This is a genomic window from Streptomyces sp. DH24 (assembly GCF_029813775.1).
Lineage (GTDB): Bacteria > Actinomycetota > Actinomycetes > Streptomycetales > Streptomycetaceae > Streptomyces.
On sequence record NZ_JARVKW010000015.1, the window covers coordinates 28,000 to 50,652 of the forward strand.

Below are 22,653 nucleotides of genomic sequence, written 5' to 3' on the forward strand. Positions count from 1 at the left end.
GCCCATGCCCCGTGCCGGTCTCAGCGCCGACCGACTCGCCGAAGCCGCCGTCGCCATGGCCGACGAGGCGGGCTTCGAGAACGTCACCCTGTCGGCGCTGGCGCGGCACTTCGGCGTGAAGGACGCCAGTCTCTACTCGCACCTCAAGGGGCTGCGGGACCTGCGGACGCGGATGGCGCTGCTCGCCGGCGCCGAACTGATCGAGCGGATCGCGGCGGACGTCGCGGGCCGCTCGGGCCGGGACGCGCTCGCGGCGTACGCCGACGCCTACCGGGCGTACGCGCTGGAGCATCCGGGGCGGTACGCGGCCACGCAGGTCCGCGTCGACCAGGACGTCGCCGCCGCGAGCCCGGTGCTGGCCAGGACCGTCGAGGTCACCTACGGCCTGCTGCGGACGTACGGTCTCGACGAACCCGATCTCACGGACGCCGTGCGGCTGCTGCGCAGCACGTTCCACGGTTTCTGCTCGCTGGAGGCGGACGGCGGTTTCGGCGCCCCGCGTGACCTGCGGGCGTCGTGGGAGCGCATCGTGGACGCACTGCACGTCGCCCTGGAGAACTGGCCCACCCGGCCTCGCGCGTAGCGCCGGCCCCGCACGCGGCCGTCAGCCCCGGCTCAGTGCGCGCACGTCGTCGTACGAGGGTGTCGTCCCGGCCGGTGTCCGGCCCGCCCGCACGTCGGCCGCCGCCGCCAGGGCCGCGCCCAGCGCCCGCCGGTACAGCAGCGAGCCGAGACTGACCCGGCGTACGCCGAGGTCGGCGAGGTGGGGCAGGCCGGGTCCGGCGGGCGTGTAGAGGACGTTGAGGGGGACGTCGAGCCGGCGCACCAAGGCGGCGATGGCGCTGGGGTCGGTGAGGCCGGGCACGAACACGCCGTCGGCGCCCGCCCGTTGGTAGGCGTCGAGCCGGTCGAGGGTGCCGGTGCCGTCGCCGAGCCAGTGGGTGTCGGTGCGGGCGTTGACGAACAGCCCGGGGGCGGCCTCCTTCACGGCGCGGATCTTCGCCGCGTGCCGGTCGGCGGGGCCGAGCCCGTCCTCCAGGTTGATGCCGGCGGCCCCGGCGACGTACAGCCGGTGCGCGAACCCGGCCACCTCGTCGGGGTCGTCGCTGAAGCCGTCCTCCGCGTCCACGGACAGCGGGAACGGCTCGGAGCCGAGGGTGAGCGCCAGTCGGAGGGTGTGCTCGCGGGTGGCCGACGTGCCGTCCGGGACACCGGCCGCCGCGGCCACGCCCAGGCTGGTCGTGCCGACGGCACGGAAGCCCTCGGCGGCCAGGGCGACGGCGGAGGCGTGGTCCCAGGCGTTGGGGAGCAGCAGGGGCTCGTCGGCGTGGTGGAGGTCGGCGAAGTCGCTCATGCGCCAACCGTAGGAGCGTGGTGCTTCGGTCTCCGCCGAAGTGTTCCGGCCGGTCCGCCTACTGCGGCCGCACGGACCAGGTGCCGTCCTGCGCCCGTGCGAACCGGAAGCGGCGGGTGGCTCCCGAGGCCCAGCGCACCGCGATCTCCTCGCCGTTCGGCACCTCCACCGTCACCAGATCCGCAGGCGGGGCCGGTGCGGGCTCGCCCGTCAGGCGGGCCAGCGCCACGAACAGGGTCGCGCCGTCCGTCGGACCCGTCACGCCGACGACCTGACCGGTGCCCGAGAGGCCGTGCACGGGCACGAGTTCGGCCCGCACGCCCTCCCCCGGCGTCCAGCCCGTCACCCGCACCGGCGTCCCCGGCGCCGCGCCCGCCACCAGGTGGGCGCGCACCTCGACCGGTCCCGACGCCACCACCAGGCTCACCACCTGGGCCCCGGCACCGGCGGTGTGCCGGGACGCCGCCCAGCCCTCCCCCACGCCGAGCGGAACGATGCCCGTGCGGCTCGGGTCCCCGCCGACGATCACGCTGTTGTCGTGGGCGGGCGACGGACGCGTGGCCGTCGAGTAGGCCAGGCGCGTGTAGTGGGGGTCGTAGCGGACGTCCTCGCTGCCGTGGTTGTGCAGCCGGACCAGTCCGTCCGAACGCGTCGACTGCAGCAGCCAGTTGGGTGCCGCGACAGGGGTGAGGGCGTCGGACCGCTCGGCGGGGCCCGGCTGTTCGACCGCCGTCCACACCTCGTGGTCGGCGGGCAGGAGCAGGCCGAGGAAGCCCTTGCTCGCCCAGTACGGGGAGGCGGGGCCCGAGTAGCCCTGCAGGACGGTCTCGTCGGGGCCGTGCCAGCCCAGGGTGAGCAGGCCCCGGTCGTCCACCGCGCCCCGGTCCAGGAAGTACCGCAGCGCCCCCGACGCCAGCCGGCGCGTCTCGCCCGGCGGCAGCGGGGTCCGGCCGGTCAGCGCGCCGAGCCACAGCGGTGCGGCGGTCGCGAACCGGTAGGTCAGGGAACGGCCCTGGTGCACGGGCGCGCCGTCACCCCCGAACAGCCGGGCACAGTCGGCGAGATGGGCCTCCAGCCGGGCCCCGTAACGGTCGAGGAGGCCGGCGTCGCCGGCGAGCCAGGCGTGCAGCACCGGGTAGAGGTGCAGGGCCCAGCCGTTGTAGTGGTCGAAGGCCCGGCGCGGGCCGTCCGTGTACCAGCCACCGCCGGCGTACCACTCCTCGACGCGTGCGAGGCCCCGGTCGACGGCCGCCCGGCACGCGTCCGGCTCGTGACCGGTCTCCTGGAGGAACCCGGCGACCGTGACCGGGAACAACTCCCAGTTGCACGGCCAGGGTTCGGCGGTCAGCGCGTCGCCGAGCCAGTGGGCCGCCCGCTGCCGCACGGAGTCGTCGAGGCGGTCCCAGAGCAGGGGGCGGGTGAGCCGCAGCGCGAGCGCGATCGACGCGGCCTCCACCAGGGGCTGACCGCGGTCCTCGATGCGGGGCCACACGCCGCCCGCCCCGGCCGCCAGGCCGTCGGCGTACCGTTCGAGGACCTTCTCGTCGCGCCGGAAGGCGGCGAGCAGCAGGGTGCGGGCGTAGCCCTCCAGACCGTCCGAGAGCCGGCCCGACCAGCTGGTGCGGTCGCCGGGCAGGTGGTAGAGCGCGCGGTCGCCGGTGGCGTACGGCTCGACGGCCGCGAGGAGCGTGTCGGCCGCGGCCTCCCAGTGGGCCCGGGTGTATCCGGTGTACGGGCTGCGGGTGCGGTCGGCGGGAGGCAGTTGCATGCGTCGTCCTTCTCGCGGGTCTCGTACGGACCTGGGGGCGCCCCGGTTCCGGTCGGGGCACCCCAGGAGCTCTGCCCGGATCGGGGCGGGGCTCACTCCTCGCGCGTGAGGCCGTCCGGGACCAGTGCCTGGGCGACGAGTTCGTCGCGGACGAGTCCGGCGTACACCGTGGCGCCGTGCACGGAGGTGTGCGTGTTGTCGCGCTTCTCGTCGTACAGGTACAGCGCCTTGGACGCCTCGACGCCGAGGGACTCGACGAGGGCCTTCGTCTTTGCGGTGAGGTCGATCAGCGGGACGCCCTCGGCGGCGGCCACCTCGCGGACGACGGCCGGGTGGTCGACGCCGAGGCCGTTCACCAGCAGGGCGGTGCCGTTGTTCAGGGTGCCGTCGGCGTTGAACCAGCGGCGCACGACGGGGGTGACCAGGACCGGCTCGCCGCCCTTTTCGCGCACGCCGGCCACCAGGGTCTCCAGATTGGCCCGGTAGGCCGGCCCGTCGGTGGTCTTGTCGTTGTGGGCGAGCTGGATCAGGACCAGGTCGCCGGGGCGGATCAGCGGCTGGACGGTGCCGAACAGCCGGGGGTCCCGCAGGTAGCTGACGGTGCTCTCGCCGGAGTCGGCGTGGTTGGCGACGGACAGGCCCTTGCGCAGGTACCGCGGCAGTTGCTGGCCCCAGCCCGCGTAGGGGGCGGCGTCCTGGTCGCAGACCGTCGAGTCGCCGATCAGGAAGATCTGCCGGGCGTGCCGGGCGGGGGTGACGCGGATGTCGGCGAGCGCGGGCGCCGTGCCGTGGAGGGTGAGGTCGAGGCCGGGTGTCCCCGCGGCGCCGGTGGGTTCGCCCTCGGGGTCGCGCACGTCGACGGTGAAGCTGCGCGCGACGCGCTCCCCGGCCGGTACGGCCGTCTCCGGGAGCAGGGCGCGCCGGGTCTCGCCACCGACGGCGGTGCTGGACGCGGCGTCGCCGCCGAGCAGCACCTTGACGTCGTACGTGCCGGGCGGCACGTCGAAGTGGCAGGCGGTGGCGGTGCAGTGGTCGGGGCCGAGCGACGGGGCGCGGTCGGCGGCCTGGGCGGGGACGGCGGACAGGGCGGTGCCCAGGGCGACCGCGGCCAGTACGGCGAGGTGGGGACGTCTCATGCGGCTCCTCCAGGAGGACGACGGGCGTGGCGGCTGGACCGTATCGCCTTGGGGTAAGCGCTTTCTAGAGGCCGGAACGCACTTTTCGCGCCGCGGAGCATGGCCGGTCGTGAAAGCTCTTTCGCAAGGGAATGCGATCGACCGGCGACAGCACACCGGCCGGTGCCCGTCGGACGGGCACCGGCCGGACGTGTGACCCGGTGGGGCGTCAGCCGCCGCGGGTCCACAGCTGGTTGGTGCCTCCGTTGCAGGTGTGCGTGATCAGAGGCGCGGAGTTGGCGGTGGATCCGCCGGACACGTCCAGGCACTCGCCGGTCGCACGGGACCGGACGGTCACATAGCCGCCGGTGCTCGTCACGGACCACTGCTGGGCGGCCGAGGCGGTGCAGTTCTCCTGCGTGACGGTGGTCGCGTTCTCCTGCACGCACAGGGAGCTGTTGCGCACCATCAGCTGGTGGTGGCCGTCGCCGACGGACTTGAACCAGTACCTCTGGTTCCCGCCGCCGTTGCAGTCGTACTGCTTGATCTGGGCGCCCTGCCACAGCGACTGGCTCGTGACGTCGGCGCACCGGCCGCTGTGCCGGGCGATCAGCGTCTGGTACGTGGCGCTCGTGCCGCCGACGGTTCCGGCGGCCGTGTCGACGGTGACCTCCGGATACCAGGACATGGACAGCGTGGTGGAGCTGGGGAACGTCAGCGGCAGCCATACGTAGCGGGAGTCGTTGACGGTGCCTCCGAAGGAGTTGCCCCAGCGGTCGCCGACGTAGAGGTACGACGTGCCCGTGGATCCCTGCACCGGTAGAACGTATGCGGTCTGCGATCCGTAGGCCGTGGAGTCGCCGACGTTCCTCATCGCCGACCAGGGGCCGGCGAGCGAGGTCGCCGTGGCGTACTGCTGCTGGTTGGGGTTCCAGCCGGTGGCGCCCGACGTCAGCATGAAGTACACGCCGTCGCGCTTGAAGAGGGCGGGCGCCTCGCGGTGCCCGCCCGGCCAGGGGTTGGCCACCAGGCTCGCGACGCCGGTGTAGTCGGCGGTCAGCCGGTAGATGTGCAGGTCGTAGTTCTCGCGGGCGGCGGACACCATGTAGCCGGCGCCGTCGGTGTCGGTGAACACCGTGATGTCGCGCGACATGTGCTGCCCGAGCGGCCGGAAGCTGCCGCGGTAGGCGTAGTTCCCGTCGACGGTGTCGGAGACGGCGACGGCGGCGCGGGCCTCGCTGTAGTCGGCGCCGTTCTCCTTGTGCATCCACATGACGAACTTGCCGGTGGCCGCGTTGTACATCACCTTCGGGCGCTCGATGTTGGCGGTGGCCAGCTCGGGCGCGCTGGACTGGGTGAGGACGTGGTTGCGGAACTCCCAGTTCTTGAGGTCGGTGGAGCGGTAGGCGTCGACGTACCGGAAGGTGTTGTCGGCGTTGCGGTGCTCGCCGAACCAGTAGTAGTACGCGCCGACCTTGAGCAGGCCGCCGCCGTGCGCGTGGACGGGACGACCCGAGGTGTCCGTGAACTGCGTACCGTTGGTGACCGTCTGCGGCGCCGCCTGCGCCTGGCCCGCACCGGCGAGGGCGCCGGACAGGGCGAGGCACAGGGCGAGCAGGACCGCGTGGACGCGCCTCATGTCACGCGCCCTCCCTCGCCGCGGCGGCGGGCGCCGTGTCGGCGACGGGTATGCCGAAGTCCGGGGTGCCGTCGGGTTTCCAGCCGAGCGTCTGGACGCGGGTGTGGCGGTTCGGGTCGTGCAGCGGGTCGCCGTCGATCTCCTTGTACTGGCGGGCGTGGTAGACGAGGACGTCGGTGCGGCCGTCCTCGGCGACCGTGAAGCAGTTGTGGCCGGGGCCGTACTGCTTGGTCGTGTCGTTGCTGGTGAAGACCGGGGTGGGCGACTTGGACCAGTTGGCGGGGTTCATGATGTCGCTGTCGGCGTCGGCGGTGAGCAGGCCGAGGCAGTAGTTGGCGTCGGTGGCGCTCGCCGAATACGACATGAAGAGGCGGCCGTTGCGGGCGATCACCGAGGCGCCCTCGTTGACCTTGTAGCCGATGCACTCCCAGTCGTATTCCGGCGTCGACAACCGCACCTGGGGGCCCGTCAGGGTCCAGGGGTTCGCCATTCTCGACAGCCACAGGGCGGTGTTGTTGTCCATGCCGGGCTCGTGCTGGGCCCAGGCGAGGTAGCGGGTGCCGCGGTGGGTGAAGGTGGTGGCGTCGAGGGAGAAGGTCTCCCAGGCCGTCTTCAGCTGGCCCTTCTCCACCCAACGGCCCTGGAACGGGTTGGCATTGGAGTTCTCCAGCACCCAGATGCGGATGGCCCAGACGTCCTCGGCGGGCGCGGCGGCGAAGTAGATGTACCACTTGCCGTCGATGCGGTGGATCTCCGGCGCCCAGATGTGCGCGCCCATGGCGCCCGTGGCGTGCTTGCGCCAGATCACGGACTCCCCGGCGGTCGCGAGGCCGTTCAGGGTCCGGGAGCGGCGCAGGACGATGCGGTCGTACTCGGGGGCGGTCGCCGTGTAGTAGTAGAAGCCGTCGGTGTGACGGTGGATGTGCGGGTCGGCGCGGTTCAGGACGAGCGGGTTCACGTACGGCGCTGCTTTCGGGGACGGGGTGGCCGCCCGGGCGACTCCGGGGACCGCGGCCAGGGCGCCGGCGGCTGCGGCACCCTTCAGCAGCAGTCTGCGGCTGGGGACTTCGGGCAGATCGTGCGCGCGGCTCATGCGGCCTGCCTCTCGGTGGGGGCGTGCGGGCTCGTTCAGAATGTCCGTGATTTCGAACAACATCTGTCATTCCGAACGCCGAAAAGGTACGGCCGAGGCGGGGGGAGGTCAACGGGGTGTGCCGAGGTACCCGTGCGGAGGCCGTGGCGGGCCGCCGCCCGGCGGTGGCCCGTCGACTACCGTCGTCGCATGACCGGCACGCCCACCCTCCTCGAAGCCCTCACCGCCTGGACGGTCGTCCTCGACGGCGGGATGTCCAACCAGCTCGAGTCGGCCGGGCACGACCTCGGCGACGAGCTCTGGTCGGCGCGGCTGCTCGCCGACCGGCCCGAGGCGATCACCGAGGCGCACCTCGCCTACTTCGAGGCGGGCGCGGACGTGGCGATCACCGCCAGCTACCAGGCCACGTACGAAGGTTTCGCGCACCGCGGCATCGACCGCGCCCGCACCACCGAACTCCTCGCCCTCAGCGTCGGGTCGGCCCGCGAGGCGGCCCGCCGGGCCCGGGCCGGCGGCGCCACGCGCCCCTTGTGGGTGGCGGCCTCGGTCGGCCCCTACGGGGCGATGCTCGCGGACGGCTCCGAGTACCGGGGCCGGTACGGCCTGACCGTCGATGAGCTGGAGCGCTTCCACCGCCCGCGCGTCGAGACGCTGGCCGCCGCAGGTCCCGACGTCCTCGCCCTGGAGACGGTGCCCGACGCGGACGAGGCCGAGGCGCTGCTGCGGGCGGTGCGCGGGGCGGGGGTGCCGGCCTGGCTGTCGTACACGGTCGACGGGGACCGCACCCGCGCCGGGCAGCCGCTGGAGGAGGCCTTCGGCCTGGCCGCCGACGCGGACGAGGTGATCGCGGTCGGCGTCAACTGCTGCGCGCCCGGGGACGCGCGGACGGCGATCGAGACGGCGGCCCGCGTCACCGGCAAGCCGGTCGTGGCCTACCCCAACAGCGGCGAGTCCTGGGACGCCACCGCCCGCTCCTGGACCGGCCGCACCACCTTCACGCCCGATCAGGTCAGGACCTGGCACGCCGCCGGCGCCCGCCTGATCGGCGGCTGCTGCCGGGTGGGGCCGGAGGCGATCGCGGGGATCGCCCAGGTGCTGGCGGGGGCACGAGAGGCGCGGGGCCGGTAGGCGGTACGGGGCGGGCGGCGGCTGTCGGCGCGCAGGGGCGGCCGGTCGGTCAGGGCGGGCCGGTCAGGGCGGGTCGGCCGCGTCGGCCGCGCCGGGTCATTGGGGGCGGCCGGGGCGAGTCGCCCCGGGTCGGGCCGGGTCGGCCGTGTCGGGTTCCCCGGGTGGGGTCGGGTCAGTCGGGGCAGCCGGGGCGGGTCGAGTCGCCCGGGGCGGCCGGGTCGGGCCGGGCGGCCGGGGCGGGCCGGGCGGCCGGGGCGGGTCGCCCGGGTCGGGGCGCCTGAGTCGGGGCGGCCGGGTCGGTACGAGTCAGTCGAGGCAGCCGGGTCGGGCCAGGCCGCCCGGGTCGGCCGCCTCGGCGCCAGGTCGGCGTCAGGGGCGTCGCAGTGCGCCGGAGCGCCGCAACCGGCCTATCACCGAGCGGAGTTCGGCGGCCCGGCCCTCGGTGTCCTCGCCTCGGGTCTGGGCGGGGGCCGCCTGCCGCAGGATGCTGTCGGCCGTCCACACGGCGTATTCGCGATCCCGTGGACCGAAGACCGTATGCGGTATACCGTCGCCGAACATCCGTACAGGGTGCGTACTGTCCCAGCGGTCCCAACCCGGGTCGCCGTCCGTGGCGAAGCGGACCCAGGCCGCGTGCATGGCCTCGGCCAGTTCCCGCGGCGGGTCCTCGCCCGCCAGCCGGGCCGACTCGGGCGTCGCGCCCGTCTCGAACACGAAGCCGAGCTCCAGGGCGTGGCAGGCGCCGAGGCCGGGCCGGCCGGAGGGCCAGGCGAACTCGTAGACGTACGACGCCTCCCGGCGCCCGTCGGCCAGGCGGTGCAGCGGGACGCGCAGCAGGTGGTCGGTGACCATCTGGCCGACGATCTCGGCGGCGCCTGCGTCGGGGTTCAGGTCACGGTAGGCGCGCGGCACATCGGGACCGCAGCGGCAGCGGGCACGGGCACCGGCCAGGGCGAACGAGCCGAGCCGGTCGACGCGTTCGAGCAGCCCGCCGGGCACCAGCCACAGCCGGTACTCGTCCCGGGTCCAGCCCATGAGCAGGTCGACGCCACGGGCCGCGCCGCCCTCGGTGAGCGCCTCCAGCGGGTCGCGCGGCACGACGTCGCCGTCGACGACGATGCCGAAGGCGGGCCCGCCGAGGACGGGGCTGCTGAGCCTGCCGACCTCGGCCTGGGTGCGCAGCAGCAGGTCGCGGTCGACGGCTGCGAACGCCTCGGCGGTGGCGGGCACCTTCAGCCGGGCCGCCATGCGGCGCACCACGCGCCGTACCTTGTCGCGTTCGGCGGCCTCGGGGGCGCCGCTCTGCAGGACGGCCCGCCGCACCAGGCCCCGGGTCTGCGGCGCGGCGAGCAGGGCGCCGATACTGATGGCTCCGGCGGACTGGCCGAACAGGGTGATCCGGTCGGGGTCGCCGCCGAAGGCGCCGATCGCCTCGCGCACCCAGGTGAGGGCGGCGATCTGGTCGCGCAGCCCGGCGTTGGCGGGAGCGTCCGGGAAGAGGCCGTAGCCCTCCACGCCGAGGCGGTGGTTGAGCGAGACGCAGACGACGCCGTCGCGGGCGAAGGCGCGTCCGTCGTACACCGGGACGGCGGACGAGCCGCGGGTCAGGGCGCCGCCGTGCAGCCAGACCATGACGGGGAGCCGGGCGGCGGGGTCGGGGCCGGGGGTCCAGACGTTGAGGTTGAGGCAGTCGTCGCCCGGCAGGACGGGGTCGGAGAGGTACTGCGCGAAGGCCTCCGAGTACGGCGGCTTGGGTGCCGTCGGGCCGAAGGCGCCGGCGTCGCGGACGCCGTCCCAGAGCTCGGGCGGCACGGGCGGCCGGAACCGGCGGGGGCCGAAGGGGGGTGCCGCGTACGGGATGCCGCGGAAGACGGCGGTGCCCTGTTCGTACCGGCCGCGCACCGCCCCGTACGGGGTCCTCACCACGGGGTCCGTCCGGTCCGCCGTCATCCGCCCACCAGCTCCCTCGCCCGCGCTCGTCGTGGTTTCGAAAGTTTTACCCGCCGCGCCCCCGTCGATCCCGGTGCCTTCCCCTCTCTTCCCGCCGCGTTGCCGCACACCTACAGTAGGAAGCGCTTTCTACCGCTCGGTCCGCGATCGCGGCACAGCCGAGCGGCCACTGCGCTGGTCGAAACTTTCCCAGGCCCTCGGGCGGGCCGGAGAGGTGGCTTCCCGATGGTCCGTACCGGGAGTGCGAGCACGGCTGCGGGGCCGACCCTCGCGGTCGTGGCCCGCGAGGCGGGCGTGTCCGTGCCCACCGCGTCCAAGGTGGTCAACGGCCGGGAGGACGTCGCTCCCGAGACCCGCCGCCGGGTCGCGGAGGCGCTGGAGCGGCTCGGCTACGTGCGCCGGCCCCGGTTCGACATGGCCAAGGCGCCCCGGCTCGTCGATCTCGTGGTGCACTCGCTGGAGAGCTCCTGGTCGGGCGCCGTGCTGCATGGTGTGGAGGAGGCGGCCCACGACGCGGGTCTGGAGGTGGTCGTCTCGGCGGGCCTGGCCCGGACGCGGGGCGGACGCCCGGAGCGGGGCTGGCTGGACAAGCTGGTGGCGCGCGGGTCGTCCGGGGCGCTGTTCAATCTGGCCGAGCTGAGCGAGTCGCAGTACGCGTGGCTGGAGCAGCACCGCATCCCGTTCGTGATGATCGACCCGGTCGCGGAGCCGCCGGCGGGCGTGGTGTCGGTGGGCGCGGCGAACTGGCAGGGCGGGGTGACCGCGACGGAGCATCTGCTGGCGCTGGGGCACGAGCGGATCGCCGTGCTCGCCGGGCACCGGCGCAAGATGTGCAGCGGCGCACGGGTCGCCGGTTACCGCTCGGCGCTCACCGCGGCGGGTGTGCGGCACCGCGCGGAGTACGTCCGGCACGCCGGGTTCGAAGAGTCCGTGGCGCGGCGCCGGATGCTGGAGCTCCTCGATCTGCCGGAGCCGCCGACGGCGGTGTTCGCCTGCTCGGACCGGATGGCGCTCGGGGTGTACGAGGCGCTGGCCGAGCGGGGGCTGCGGGTGCCGGACGACGTGAGCGTGGTCGGTTTCGACGACCTGCCCGAGGCCCGCTGGGTGAGTCCCGCCCTGACCACGGTGCGGCAGCCGCTGGCGGAGATGGCGGCCACGGCGTTGCGGCTGCTGGTCCGCATGATGGACGGCAACCGGCCGGAGGGCACCCGCACGGAACTGTCGACCCGGCTGGTGGAGCGGGCGAGCACGGCCCCACCTGCTGACCGGCCGCCGCGCGGGCGGAGCTAGGCTGGCGGTCGCCCGGTCGGCCGGCCGGAGACGGCAGCCGGCGACGGGCGGCACGCACTCCCTCGACAGAGGATCGGAACATGCAGGCCGCAAGCCCTCCAGCGAGCAGGTGGCGCAAGAAGCCCGGCCTCGGCGCGTGGATCGCCCTCGCGGTCGTCGTGGCCGCGGTGGTCGTCGGTCTGCTGGTCGTCGACAGTCACCGGATCTCCGCCGCCCCGCACGCCGGCGACCCGAAGTGCGAGAAAGTCCTCTCGCGCGTCCCCGACGACATCCCGGGCATGTCGCGCGACTGGGCGATCGGGGACGCCGTCGCCTCCTGGGGCGGCCGGGCGGCGGTGCTGCGCTGCGGCGCGGAGGAACTCCCCCCGAACGTCAATCTGTGCGTCACGGTCGACGGCGTCGACTGGGTCCTGGACGAGACGCGCCTGAAGGAGGACGGCGTGAGCGTCCTGAGGACGTACGGCCGCTCCCCCGCCGTCGAGTTCACGTACACGGGGTCGCGCTCGGAGGTGGGCGGCATCCTGACCGAGCTGAACCGCACCGTCGACTGGATCCCGCAGCAGCGGCAGTGCATCGGCCTGCAGGACGCCCTGTAGCCGCGGCCGGCCCCGAAGGCGCGCCGCGCTCGGTCCCGGCCACGCCCCGGAACCATGTCGCTGCGGCCCCGGCCACGCCCCGGAACGACGTCGCCCGGTCCCGTCCACGCGCCCCGGAGCCGCGCCGCGCAGTCGCCGCCACACCCCGGGCCGCGTGGGCGAAGTGACGCCCCCGCCGCGCGTACCGCCTGCCGCCCGGGCCGGGCGACGCGCGGCAGGCGCCACTTCGCGGACCCGGCCTAGCGGCGTGCCGCCCAGGTGATGCCGCCCAGCAGGTGGGAGCGGAAGTCGGGATCCCGGTACGCCTCGGAGGTGTGGCCCAGGGCCGTGTAGAAGACGCGGCCCCGGCCCTGCTCCCGGCACCAGGCGAGGGGATGGTCCTCGCCCATGCCGCCGCCCTCGTACGACGTCTCGTCGGCGCTGACGAGGACGCGCACCGCCGGGCGCGGGTTGGTGCGGAAGTCGTACCACTCGTCGGTGAAGTGCCACACGGCCGGCAGGTGCCGGGTCGCCGGGTGGTCCCGGTCCTCGACCACGGCCTTGCCGGGCTGGAGGGCGGGGTGGCGGTCGAAGCGGGCGCCGAGCAGCTCGCCGTAGTGGGGCCAGTCGTACTCGGTGCAGGCCGCGGCGTGCACACCGACGAAACCGCCGCCGGCGTCGACGTACGCGGTGAGCCGGTCGCGGCCGGGCGGGGTCAGCACCTCGCCGCTGGTGGAGAGGAACACGACGGCGGCGAAGGCGTCCAGGGGCGCTTCGAGGGCCGCGGGGTCCTCGGTGGCGGTGACGTCGAAGTCGCCGAGGGTGCGCAGGGCGGCGACGGCGGCCGGGATGGAGTCGTGCCGGTAGTCGGTGGTCCGGGTGTAGACGAGGAGTCGGGGCGCCATGCCGCCGAGCCTATGCCGGTGACGCGGCGGCGCCCAGGGAGTCGATCATGGCGAAATTTTCGGCGGGCCCGGGGAAGTGCGCCACGGTCACCGGCGGGGGTGCGTAGCCTCGGCGGCCAGGAAGGCGCCGGCAGCGACGGAGGCCGTGAAGGTGATTCCCGCACTGCTCGACCATCTCGTCCTCGCGACCCCGGACCTGGCGGCGACGGTCGCCGACTTCGCCCGCCGTACGGGGGTCACGCCCGCGCCGGGCGGTGCGCACGTCGGGCTGGGCACCCGCAACCACCTGGTCGGCCTGGGCGGCGACAGCTATCTGGAGATCGTCGGCCCGGACCCGGAGCAGGCCGCGCCGCCGGGTTCCCGTCCCCTCTGGCCGGCCGGACTGACCGCGCCGCGGACGCTGGCGTGGGCGATTCGTCCACCGGATCTGGACGCGGCGGTCGCGGCGGCACGGGCCCGGGGGCACGATCCGGGCGAGGTGCGGCCGATGAGCCGCCGCCGGCCGGACGGCACGCTGCTCCGCTGGCGGCTGACGGACGGCACGCATCCCTCGGGTCTGGTGCCGTTCCTCATCGACTGGGGCACCTCGGCCCACCCGGCGACCGGGCTGCCCGTCACACCGCTGCGGTCCCTGTCGGCGAGCGCGCCCGACCCGGACCGCGTCCGCCCCCTGCTGTCCGCACTCGGCGTCGACCTGCCGCTGAGCACCGGCCCGGCCGGTCTCGCCGTCACCCTGGAAACGCCCCGCGGCCCGGTGACCCTCGGCTGACCGAGACGCCCGGCGCGTCACCCGTCCGCCGGCCTGGCGCGCGAGCCGCTGAACGTGTTCTGCGGCGAGCTCCTGACCGGCCCGGGCGCGGACAGCGACGGCATCGCGGTGCTGGCGGTGCTTACGGTGCTCGTGGTGCTCGCGGTGCGGCCCGCTCCGGACGGCTGACGTCCCGCGGCGCCGGGCGACGTCCGATTCCTTCAAGACCGGCCGGGGCGGCGCCGCCTACGGTGACCGCATGAGTGCACGATTCGATGCCGTGGGCCTGGTCGTCTCCGACATGGCCGCTTCCGTCGCCTTCTACCGCCGGCTCGGGTTCGCCTTCCCGGAGGGCGCCGAGGAACTGCCGCACGCCGAGGCCGTACTGCCCGGCGGGCTGCGGCTGTTGCTGGACACCGAGGAGACCGTGCGGTCCTTCCACCCCGCCTGGCGACCGCCGTCCGGCGGCGGCCGGGCCTCGCTCGCCCTGCGGTGCGACGGTCCGGGCGAGGTGGACGCGTGGTACGAGGAGCTGGTGGGCGCGGGCTGTCACGGGGAGCTCAAGCCGTGGGACGCCGTGTGGGGGCAGCGGTACGCCGTGGTGCTGGACCCCGACGGCAACGGTGTGGACCTGTTCGCGCCGCTGGAGCCTGTCGTCACATTCCCGCCTGCCTCGTGACGCCCTGCACGCACTCTCGCCGCGCCGGGCACAGACCGAGTACGTCCAGTACGACCGAGTACGTCCAGTACGAGGGGCTACGCCCGGCACGCCGAGAGCACGCACCCGACGCGGCGAGGCCGCCCTTCGGGCGACGACGGGAATGTGACGACAGCCCCTACCGGCCCAGTAGCCCGCGCGGCGTGAGCCCCGTCAACTCGCGGACGTCCCGCGTCAGATGGGCCTGGTCGGCGAATCCGGCGCGGGCGGCCGTCGCCGCGAGGGGCATGCCGGTGCGGGCCATCGCGAGGGCCCGTTGCAGGCGCAGCACGCGGGCCAGCGTCTTGGGGCCGTAGCCGAAGGCGGTCAGCGAGCGGCGGTGCAGCCGGCGTGCGGTGAGGCCGAGTTCGCCGGCGACCGCGCCCACGGGGCGGCCCGCGTCGAGGGCGGTGACGAGGTGCCGCAGCAGGGGGTCGGGGGCGTCGGCCCCGGTCTCGGCGGCCCGGCGCAGCGCGAGGTCCTCCAGGCCGGTCGCGGGGTCGGCGGCGGCGTTGACGCGGGCGGTCAGGCGTCGTACGAGGGGCGCCGGCCACAGGTCGGCGAGCGGCACGCGCCGGTCGCGCAGTTCGTGGGCGGGCACGCCGAGGAGGGCGGGCGCGGTGCCGGGGAAGAAGCGGACGCCGGCCCAGGCGGTGGGCGGGCCGTCGGTGACGTGGGCGCGGGTGTCGGGGCCGGCGACCAGCAGGGTGCCCTCGCTCCACAGCAGGTCCATGCAGCCGTCGGGCAGGACACGCCCCGGCCCGGTCGGGACGTTGGTCCACACGACCGCACCGGTCAGCCGGGCCGCGCGCTCCTCATACACGCGAGCCAGGCTACGCCGCCCCACCCGGCCGGTACCCGCGCCGGGGCGTCACCCCGGCCGGCCGTGCCCCACTCCCGCGGGCACCCGGGCCGGGCGGGCCACCCCGGCCGCCCGGTGTCACTTCTCGTCGTGCGGGGGCGTGTCCCCGTGGCGCGGGGCGCTCTTGGCGTGGGCGCGCAGCCGGGCGGTGACGTCCTCGGGCGGCAGGAAGCGGGACCAGCGCTCGGGGAACTCGGACGGCATGTCCGGGTCGGACCCGCCGCTGGCCGCCGTCCGCGCCACGTACTCGGCGACCTGCGCCTGCCGCAGCCGCTCGTTCGCCTCGCGGGCGGCCGCGGTGGCGGCGGCCGGCCACACCCGGTCGATCGCGGCGTTGACGGCGGCCCCGACGAGCACGGCGAACGCGGACACGCCGATCCACAGCAGCACGGCGACGGGCGCGGCGAGCGAGCCGTAGATGGTGGGGCCCTCGACGGTGCTGGTGAGGTAGATGCGCAGCAGGAAGCTGCCGAGCACCCACATGCCGAGGGCGACGAGCGCGCCGGGCACGTCCTCGATCCACGGGGAGCGCACCGGCACGGACACGTGGTACAGCGTCGTCAGGAAGGCGATCGACAGCAGGATCACCACGGGCCAGTACAGGACCTGCACGACGGTCGTCGACCAGGGCACGATCCGGACGACCGCGTCGGGCCCGGCGACCATCAGCGGCAGCGCGACGGAGCCGATCAGCAGCGCCACGACGAACAGCAGGAAGGCCAGCAGGCGGGTCTTGACGATGCCGCGGACGCCGTCGAGGCCGTACATGACGGTGATCGTGTCGATGAAGACGTTCACGGCCCGCGAGCCGGACCACAGGGCGAACAGGAAGCCGATGGAGATGATGTCGGGCCGGCCGCCCTTCATCACGTCGTGCAGGATCGGCTCCGCGATCTGTTCGACGCCCCGGTCGGACAGCACGGTGCGGGCGGCGTCGAGGATGTTCTCCTGGAGGCTCTGGATGGTGTCCGCGCCGGTCCAGGCGTCGACGTAGCCGAGCAGTCCGATCATGCTCAGCAGCAGGGGCGGCACGGACAGCAGCGTGAAGAACGCGGCCTCGGCCGCCAGGCCCAGGATGCGGTACTCGATGCAGGAGTTGACGGTGTCCTTCAGCAGCAGCCAGGCCGTCCTGCGTTTGGAGACGTTCCGGTAGAGCGCGCGGGCGCGGTGGAGTCGGCCGGAGGGCTCGTCGGGGGTTTCACTTGCTGACTGCACGCACTAAAGGTATCCGCCGCGCAGGGCCCGGCTCATCCACCGGGCCCGGTGCCGTCCGCCCCGGCCCGCCCGTCGTGTCACTCTGGTGACCTTTGCCGTGCCGAGGGGTAGGTTCGCAGACATGTCAGGCAGCACCCACAGCGTGACCAATCAGGCTCCGCCGCTGGTCGGGCACGACGTCTTCACCGCCGACCGGGCCCTGGCGGCAGCGGTCGAACGGCACCTGGACCCGGCGCTCCTGGACGAGGCGCGCGGCGAGTTGTCGGCGCTGGGGCGGTCGGCGGGGTCGGCCCAGCTGCAGGAGTGGGCGACGCAGGCCAACGACAACCCGCCCGTGCTGCGCACCCACGACCGCTACGGGAACCGCGTCGACGAGGTCGACTTCCATCCGGCGTGGCACCGGCTGCTCGGCAAGGGCGTGTCGGCGGGTCTGACCTCGGCGTGGACACGCCCGGGCGGGCATGTGCGGCGCGCGGCCGGGTTCGTGGTGTGGACGCAGGCCGAGGCGGGCAGCGGCTGTCCGCTGTCGATGACGCACGCGGCGGTGCCCGCGCTGCGCGCGGACCCGGCGCTCGCCGCGGAGTGGGAGCCGCGGCTGACGTCCACGATCTACGAGCGGGAGCTGCGGCCGGCCCGGCAGAAGTCGGGTGCCCTTTTCGGGATGGGCATGACGGAGAAGCAGGGCGGCAGCGACGTCCGTGCGGGCACGACGGCGGCCCGGCCGCTCGCCGAGGACGGCACGTACGAGCTGACGGGGCACAAGTGGTTCTGCTCGGCGCCGATGTCGGACGCGTTCCTGGTGCTGGCGCGGGCGCCGGGCGGGCCGACGTGCTTCCTGGTGCCGCGCGTGCTGGAGGACGGCTCGCGCAACGTGTTCCTCATCCAGCGGCTGAAGGACAAGCTGGGCAACCGGTCGAACGCCTCTGCGGAGGTCGAGTTCGACGGCACCTGGGCGCGCCGGGTCGGCGAGGAGGGGCGCGGGGTGCGCACCATCATCGGGATGGTGGCGGCGACCCGGCTGGACTGCGTGCTGGGCTCGGCGGGTCTGATGCGGCAGGCCGTCGCGCAGGCGGTGCACCACTGCACGTACCGGGAGGCGTTCGGCGGGAAGCTCGTCGACAAGCCGCTGATGCGCAATGTGCTCGCCGACCTCGCGCTGGAGTCGGAGGCGGCCACGACGCTGGCGCTGCGGCTGGCCGCCGCGTACGACGACGGCGGCGAGCAGGAGCGGGCGTTCCTGCGGCTGGCGCTGCCTGCCGCGAAGTACTGGGTGACGAAGCGCTGCGCGCCGGTCGCGGTCGAGGCGGCCGAGTGCCTGGGCGGCAACGGTTACGTCGAGGAGTCGGGGCTGCCGAGGCTGGTGCGGGAGTCACCGCTCAACTCGATCTGGGAGGGCGCGGGCAATGTGCAGGCGCTGGACGTGCTGCGGGCGCTCGGCCGGGAGCCCGCGGTCCTCGACGCGTATCTGCGGGAGGTGGGTCTGGCGCGCGGCGCGGACCACCGCCTGGACCGGGCGATCAAGGACCTGCTGACCGAACTCGCCGATCTGGAGGGTGTCGAGGCGCGGGCGCGGCGGCTCGCGGAGCGGCTCGCGCTGGTGCTACAGGGCTCGCTGCTCGTGCGGTTCGCGCCGCCGGAGGTCGCCGACGCGTTCTGCGCGGCGCGGCTGGGCGGCGACGGTGGGGCGGCCTTCGGGACGCTGCCGCACACCCTGGACCTGGCGTCCGTGGTGGAGCGGGCCCGGCCGGAGAGCTAGCCCGGGGCCTTCCTGCGACACGGCCCGGTCCGCCGTGCGGGCGCGACACGGGGGTGGTGCTGCGCCGACACGGCACCACCCCCGCCGCACTGGCCCTGTCGGGCCACGCGCGTCGCTCGGGGCGACGTCGCTCAAGTTTCAATCACCGTACGCGTGTCCCACCAGGGTTGCGGGGGGTTGCAACTTGGTGGTCGCTATGAGCGGACTGGACCCCTCCGTCCGCGCCGGACGGCACTATGAGACGAGCAGTCAGGAGAGGCTCGGCCTCCCCTTTTTCCTTCCCCGTTCTTCCTTCGCTCTACTTCCGGGAGGACCAGTGGCGCTCTCGCCGATGGACGTGACCCGGCTCGCCGTCGTCGATGCGACGCGCGCGGCTCGGGTACTCAGCGAGATCCGCTCCGCGGCGCTCTCCGGTCAGCCGACCCCTTTCCCGCCGCGCCCGGTGATCGGGCAGTCGTGGGACCGGATGCTGCGGGGCGGCCTCGATCCGGAGCGCGAGTCCAGAGCCACGCCGCTGAGCGTGGACGAGGTGCGGCGCCGGCGCGAGGTGTCGGAACTGCGCCATGTGCTGCCCGTGCTGCGCGAGGGCCTGGTGTCGATCGCGGACGTCACCCGGCACATCATGGTGGTGGCCGACGCGGACGGCCGGGTGCTGTGGCGGGAGGGCAGCGCGCCGGTGCTGCGCAAGGCCGACGGAATCGGCTTCGAGGTGGGCGCGGACTGGCGGGAGAGCGTCGTCGGCACCAACGGCGTGGGCACCGTCGCGGTGACCCGGCGTCCGGTCCAGGTGTTCGCCTCCGAGCACTTCTCCCGCTCGCAGACCGGCTGGACCTGCGCCGGCGCGCCCATCACGGACCCGCGGGACGGCCGGCTGCTCGGCGTGGTCGACGTGAGCGGGCCGCTGGACACGATGCATCCGGCCACGCTCGCCTGGGTCGACTCGGTGGCCAAGCTCGCCGAGGCGCGGCTGCGCGAACTGCACCTGCGGTCACTGGAGCGGCTGCGGGCGGTGGCGGCGCCGGTGCTGGCCCGGATCGCGGGGCGTGCGCTGGTCGTGGACCGGGACGGCTGGACGGCGGCGGTGACCGGGACGCCGTACACGGACCGGATCGCGCTGCCCAAGTCGCTGACGGCGGGCCCGCGGTGGCTGCCGGCGCTGGGGCTGTGCTCGGTGGAGCCGATGGCCGGGGGCTGGCTCGTGCGGGTCGAGGACCAGCCGGTGCGGCACGGGGTCACCCGGATCGTGCTGGACCTGCGCCGGCCGCGCCGCTGGTCGCTGGAGGTGGTCGGCAGCGCGGGGTCCTTCAGTCACGAACTGAGTCCCCGGCACGCCGAGTTGCTGTTCCTGCTGGCGGTGCATCCGGCGGGGCGCAGCGCGTCGGGGCTCGCCGAGGACATGTTCGGCGACGCGGGCCGGACGGTGACGGTGCGGGCCGAGATGTCGCGGGTCAGGCGGTATCTCGGGGGGTTCCTGGAACACCGGCCGTATCGTTTCTGCGACGAGGCGGAGGTCGAGATCCTCTTCCCGGACGACCCGTCCGACCTGCTGCCGCACTCGACGGCACCGGCGGTGGACCGGCGCCGGGCACGGGGACCCGGGGGCACCGACCCGAGCCGCCGGACGGGAGGCCTGGCCTGAGCCGCCGGACGGGAGGCGCCCGGCGTCCGACGCCCGACGGTTCGGTCGGCGTGCGCTGTATGCGATCGACGGGATCCGGAAGACGGTCGCCCCCGTACCGGATACGTCGTACCGCATACGCCGTACCGAATACGCCGTACCGGACACGCCGTGCCCCACGCGCCGGAGTGGGCCGGACCGGCGTCCCGCCCCGCCCCGCACCGCACCGCACCCCGCACCCCGCACCCCGCGCCACTCGCCACTCGCCCCTCGCCCCTCGCCACTCGCCCCTCGCCCCTCGCCCCTCGCCCCTCGCCCCTCGCCCCTCGCCCCGGCACGACGACACCCCTCCCCCACAGGGGACAACTCTCATGTCTGCCGCATATTTGCAGGGTCTTCGCCCCCGACCCACCCCGTCTGCCGTAGCATCCGTCTTCGGGTCACACCACCTGCTCCTCGATCAACCCATGGATCACCCGGCGCAGTTGGCCCGGCTCGGGAGGACGGCATGAAGCAACGCGGCAGACACCGCCGACGCAGGCGCGGCCGGGCGCTGCGCGGCGCCCTGGCGGGTGCCGCGCTCGCGCTGACGGCCGCGGCGACCATGATCAGCGCTTCACAGGCCACGGTCGCCGAGGGTCCCCGCGCCTCACGGGCCGCGACCGCCGGCGGCCCCGCTCCCTCACCGACCAGGACCACTGACGCCCCCGGCGCCCTCAAGCCGCTCACCTCGGCGGCCGAGACCGGCAAGCTGAGGCTGACGGAACGACCGGTGACGGCCCGGTCCGAGCGGCTCGCCTCCGCGCTCGGCCGCGCCGTCGGCGTGGGCGCCGTCCTCGCCGACGCCGACCGCACCCTGCGCGACCGGGCCCGCTGCACGAGCCGGGAGCGGGCTGCCCTGCCCGTGTCCCCCGCGGCCACCCGCGCCTACTGCTGGGACGACGCCGACACGGCGGGCTGGCGGCCGGGCGCGGTCACCACCTCGGGGGACGCCGACGACGACGGCCACTGGGGCGACCACCGCGTGATCCTGTCGGCCTGGAGCCGTCAGGCGCCCGAGGGGCGGGACCCCGCCCGGGGCACCTCGGCGGGCGACGGCCTCGCCCGGGTCGCCTTCGTCGACGCCGACGACCCCGAGCGCCTCGCCTACACCTGGGTGCTCCTCGCCGCCCCCGCCCCCGACGGACGCGACCTGCGAGGGCTGGAGTCGTCGGTGTCCGGGATGGTCTGGTACCAGGACAAGCTGCTCGTCACCGCGGGCCGCGCGGACCGCACCGCGCTCTACGTGTACGACGTGGACCGCATCCGGCGCGCCACCGACGGCTCCGACGCCGCGGGCCTGCTCGGCGACGATCCGTCCGCGTACGGTTGCCGGTACGTGCTGACGCCGGTCGCGTCCTACCGGCTGTCCGGCGGCGACGGCGCCCCGCGGCCCGACAGCGTCTCCCTGGACCGCAGCACGGCCCCGGACAGCCTGGCGTTGGGCGACTGGGTCCCCTCCGACGGCGACGGCCGCACCCGGCTGTGGCGCTACCCGTTCAGCGGCGACCCGGCCCGCGCCGGCCTGCTGGACACCGACGCGGCCGGGCACGTGACGGCCGGTGAGGCGTACGAGAGCGGGGTGACCGGCGTCCAGGGCGTGTTCGCGCACCGCGCCGCCTGGTACCTGGGCCGCCCCGCCGGCGACGGGCACGGCGCGCTGTGGCGCCAGGACACCGACGGCGCCCGCCCGGCCCGCTGCGGCACCGACCGCACCCACCGCTGCTGGAGCGGCCCGGCCGCGTCCCTGTCCCACTGGACGACCACGGGCGAGGTCTGGTCCCAGTCGTCCCGCACCCTGTTCGCGGTCCCGCTGGCCTCCCTCACCGGGACAGGGGACGAGGCCGCGCCCGCGAGGTGACGCCTGCCGCGCGACGCCACCGCGGGGACACGGCCCGGGCGTAGCGCGGCAGGCGGCACGTCGCGGACACGGCCTGTGCCGCGCCCCCACATCCCGGGCCGCGCCCCACATCCCGGGCCGCGCCCCGACTGTTCCGGATCGACAGATTCCGGAGCGGGATGATTCCCTGGCCGGCATGACCAACATCGCCGTGACCACCTGGTCCCTGGAGCAGACCGCCCCCGGCGACCTCCTGCCGGCCGCCGCGCCCGAGGGCGACGTGCGCGTCGTGCGCGCCGAGGTGCCCTCCCCCGAGTTCAGCCGCTTCCTCTACGCGTCGGTCGGCGGCGACATCCGCTGGATCGACCGGCTGGGGTGGACGTACGGGCGGTGGCAGGAGCACCTGGACCGGCCCGGCGTGGAGACGTGGGTGGCCTACGACCGCGGCACGCCCGCCGGGTACGTGGAGCTGGAGGCGCAGGACGACGGCGTCGTGGAGATCGTCTACTTCGGTCTGATCCCCGCCTTCCGGGGCCGCCGCATCGGCGGGCACCTGCTGTCGTACGGCACCGCGCGCGCCTGGGACCTGGCGGACCGCTGGCCGGGTCTGGCGCCGACGAAGCGGGTGTGGCTGCACACGTGCAGCAAGGACGGTGAGCACGCGATGGTGAACTACGTGCGCCGCGGCTTCAAGCTGTTCGACACCAAGGTCGAGGAGGAAGCGGACGGTCCCACTCCCGGTCCTTGGCCGGGCGCCTACCCGGTGTGACCTGGGCGGACAAGACCGCTCGCACGGCGTGTGACCAACGACACCCTTGTCTCTCACTTCGAGACAAGGGTGTCCGCATATTGGACGAAGCTGGACTGTGTCCAGATCGCCGTGACACGCTTCCGTCATGTCCGGAACTGGAATTGCCTTGGTGAGTCGGCGGCACGTCGACCTCGGCCGCATGTCCAGCGCCATCTGTCCGGCGCGCTGACGCACCGCCCCCGGCCCTGAGGCCACGGGTTCCAGCAGCGCCGACACCCCCTTCTTGACTCCTCCCCGCGCAATGACGCGC

At 74.6% G+C, this 22,653-nt stretch carries 20 protein-coding genes; 11 read left to right on the top strand and 9 right to left on the bottom strand.

Features of this window, described 5'->3' with window-relative positions; translation table 11 throughout:
• Positions 1-4: 4 nt before the first annotated feature.
• Entirely contained in the window at positions 5-583 is a 579-nt protein-coding gene (locus tag QC282_RS14475) for a TetR/AcrR family transcriptional regulator (protein WP_279549748.1), read from the top strand.
• Positions 584-604: 21 nt separating this feature from the next.
• Here the strand turns inward: QC282_RS14475 and QC282_RS14480 are convergent, their stop codons facing one another.
• From QC282_RS14480 to QC282_RS14500, 5 genes are all read right to left on the bottom strand, one after another.
• On the bottom strand, positions 605-1,354 hold the full coding sequence (locus QC282_RS14480; RefSeq protein WP_279549749.1) for an isocitrate lyase/phosphoenolpyruvate mutase family protein: 750 nt from the start codon (positions 1,352-1,354) through the stop codon (positions 605-607).
• 58 nt (positions 1,355-1,412) lie between these two features.
• Positions 1,413-3,122 carry a DUF2264 domain-containing protein gene (locus tag QC282_RS14485; RefSeq protein WP_279549750.1) on the bottom strand — a complete coding sequence of 570 codons (1,710 nt, stop codon included), beginning with the start codon at positions 3,120-3,122 and terminating at the stop codon, positions 1,413-1,415.
• Between the two features lie 92 nt (positions 3,123-3,214).
• The gene (locus tag QC282_RS14490) at positions 3,215-4,258 is read right to left on the bottom strand and encodes a rhamnogalacturonan acetylesterase (protein WP_279549751.1); all 1,044 of its coding nucleotides are present in this window, start codon (positions 4,256-4,258) and stop codon (positions 3,215-3,217) included.
• A gap of 208 nt (positions 4,259-4,466) precedes the next feature.
• Positions 4,467-5,876: an RICIN domain-containing protein gene (locus QC282_RS14495; protein WP_279549752.1), complete on the bottom strand. Its 1,410-nt coding sequence runs from the start codon at positions 5,874-5,876 to the stop codon at positions 4,467-4,469.
• 1 nt (position 5,877) lies between these two features.
• Positions 5,878-6,969 (bottom strand): glycoside hydrolase family 43 protein, encoded by a 1,092-nt coding sequence (locus QC282_RS14500; RefSeq protein WP_279549753.1) that lies wholly within the window; start codon positions 6,967-6,969, stop codon positions 5,878-5,880.
• Positions 6,970-7,158: 189 nt separating this feature from the next.
• Between QC282_RS14500 and mmuM the strand changes: the two genes are divergently transcribed.
• Entirely contained in the window at positions 7,159-8,097 is a 939-nt protein-coding gene (gene mmuM / locus QC282_RS14505) for a homocysteine S-methyltransferase (RefSeq protein ID WP_279549754.1), read from the top strand.
• A 369-nt stretch (positions 8,098-8,466) separates the two neighbouring features.
• On the opposite strand, the gene QC282_RS14510 is transcribed toward mmuM, so the two are convergent.
• Complete coding sequence (locus QC282_RS14510) at positions 8,467-10,047, bottom strand: carboxylesterase/lipase family protein (RefSeq protein ID WP_279549755.1); 1,581 nt, start codon at positions 10,045-10,047, stop codon at positions 8,467-8,469.
• Positions 10,048-10,272: 225 nt separating this feature from the next.
• Between QC282_RS14510 and QC282_RS14515 the strand changes: the two genes are divergently transcribed.
• Together QC282_RS14515 and QC282_RS14520 are read left to right on the top strand one after the other, a co-directional pair.
• Complete coding sequence (locus QC282_RS14515; protein ID WP_279549756.1) at positions 10,273-11,337, top strand: LacI family DNA-binding transcriptional regulator; 1,065 nt, start codon at positions 10,273-10,275, stop codon at positions 11,335-11,337.
• 80 nt (positions 11,338-11,417) lie between these two features.
• The gene (locus QC282_RS14520) at positions 11,418-11,933 is read left to right on the top strand and encodes a DUF3515 family protein (protein WP_279549757.1); all 516 of its coding nucleotides are present in this window, start codon (positions 11,418-11,420) and stop codon (positions 11,931-11,933) included.
• 239 nt (positions 11,934-12,172) lie between these two features.
• On the opposite strand, the gene QC282_RS14525 is transcribed toward QC282_RS14520, so the two are convergent.
• Positions 12,173-12,817, bottom strand: coding sequence for a ThuA domain-containing protein (locus tag QC282_RS14525; protein ID WP_279549758.1), 645 nt, complete (start codon positions 12,815-12,817; stop codon positions 12,173-12,175).
• 145 nt (positions 12,818-12,962) lie between these two features.
• Between QC282_RS14525 and QC282_RS14530 the strand changes: the two genes are divergently transcribed.
• Together QC282_RS14530 and QC282_RS14535 are read left to right on the top strand one after the other, a co-directional pair.
• Positions 12,963-13,586 carry a VOC family protein gene (locus QC282_RS14530; RefSeq protein ID WP_279549759.1) on the top strand — a complete coding sequence of 208 codons (624 nt, stop codon included), beginning with the start codon at positions 12,963-12,965 and terminating at the stop codon, positions 13,584-13,586.
• 238 nt (positions 13,587-13,824) lie between these two features.
• Positions 13,825-14,244, top strand: coding sequence for a VOC family protein (locus tag QC282_RS14535; protein ID WP_279549760.1), 420 nt, complete (start codon positions 13,825-13,827; stop codon positions 14,242-14,244).
• 157 nt (positions 14,245-14,401) lie between these two features.
• Here QC282_RS14535 and QC282_RS14540 read toward each other — a convergent pair whose 3' ends face one another.
• Together QC282_RS14540 and QC282_RS14545 are read right to left on the bottom strand one after the other, a co-directional pair.
• A complete protein-coding gene (locus QC282_RS14540; RefSeq protein ID WP_279549761.1) occupies positions 14,402-15,085 on the bottom strand; it encodes a helix-turn-helix domain-containing protein in 684 nt (227 codons plus the stop codon).
• A gap of 117 nt (positions 15,086-15,202) precedes the next feature.
• Complete coding sequence (locus QC282_RS14545; protein WP_279549762.1) at positions 15,203-16,339, bottom strand: YihY/virulence factor BrkB family protein; 1,137 nt, start codon at positions 16,337-16,339, stop codon at positions 15,203-15,205.
• A gap of 121 nt (positions 16,340-16,460) precedes the next feature.
• Here QC282_RS14545 and QC282_RS14550 point away from each other — a divergent pair, with 121 nt between their 5' ends.
• The 5 genes from QC282_RS14550 to QC282_RS32325 all read left to right on the top strand — a co-directional run bounded on the left by QC282_RS14550 (position 16,461) and on the right by QC282_RS32325 (position 22,572).
• Positions 16,461-18,095, top strand: a complete 1,635-nt coding sequence (locus QC282_RS14550) for an acyl-CoA dehydrogenase family protein (protein ID WP_279549763.1) — start codon at positions 16,461-16,463, stop codon at positions 18,093-18,095.
• A gap of 316 nt (positions 18,096-18,411) precedes the next feature.
• Positions 18,412-19,734, top strand: a complete 1,323-nt coding sequence (locus tag QC282_RS14555; RefSeq protein ID WP_279549764.1) for a GAF domain-containing protein — start codon at positions 18,412-18,414, stop codon at positions 19,732-19,734.
• Positions 19,735-20,221: 487 nt separating this feature from the next.
• A complete protein-coding gene (locus tag QC282_RS14560) occupies positions 20,222-21,613 on the top strand; it encodes a hypothetical protein (RefSeq protein ID WP_279549765.1) in 1,392 nt (463 codons plus the stop codon).
• Positions 21,614-21,788: 175 nt separating this feature from the next.
• Positions 21,789-22,361, top strand: coding sequence for a GNAT family N-acetyltransferase (locus tag QC282_RS14565; RefSeq protein ID WP_279549766.1), 573 nt, complete (start codon positions 21,789-21,791; stop codon positions 22,359-22,361).
• A 127-nt stretch (positions 22,362-22,488) separates the two neighbouring features.
• A complete protein-coding gene (locus tag QC282_RS32325) occupies positions 22,489-22,572 on the top strand; it encodes a putative leader peptide (protein ID WP_310591794.1) in 84 nt (27 codons plus the stop codon).
• Positions 22,573-22,653 lie beyond the last annotated feature (81 nt).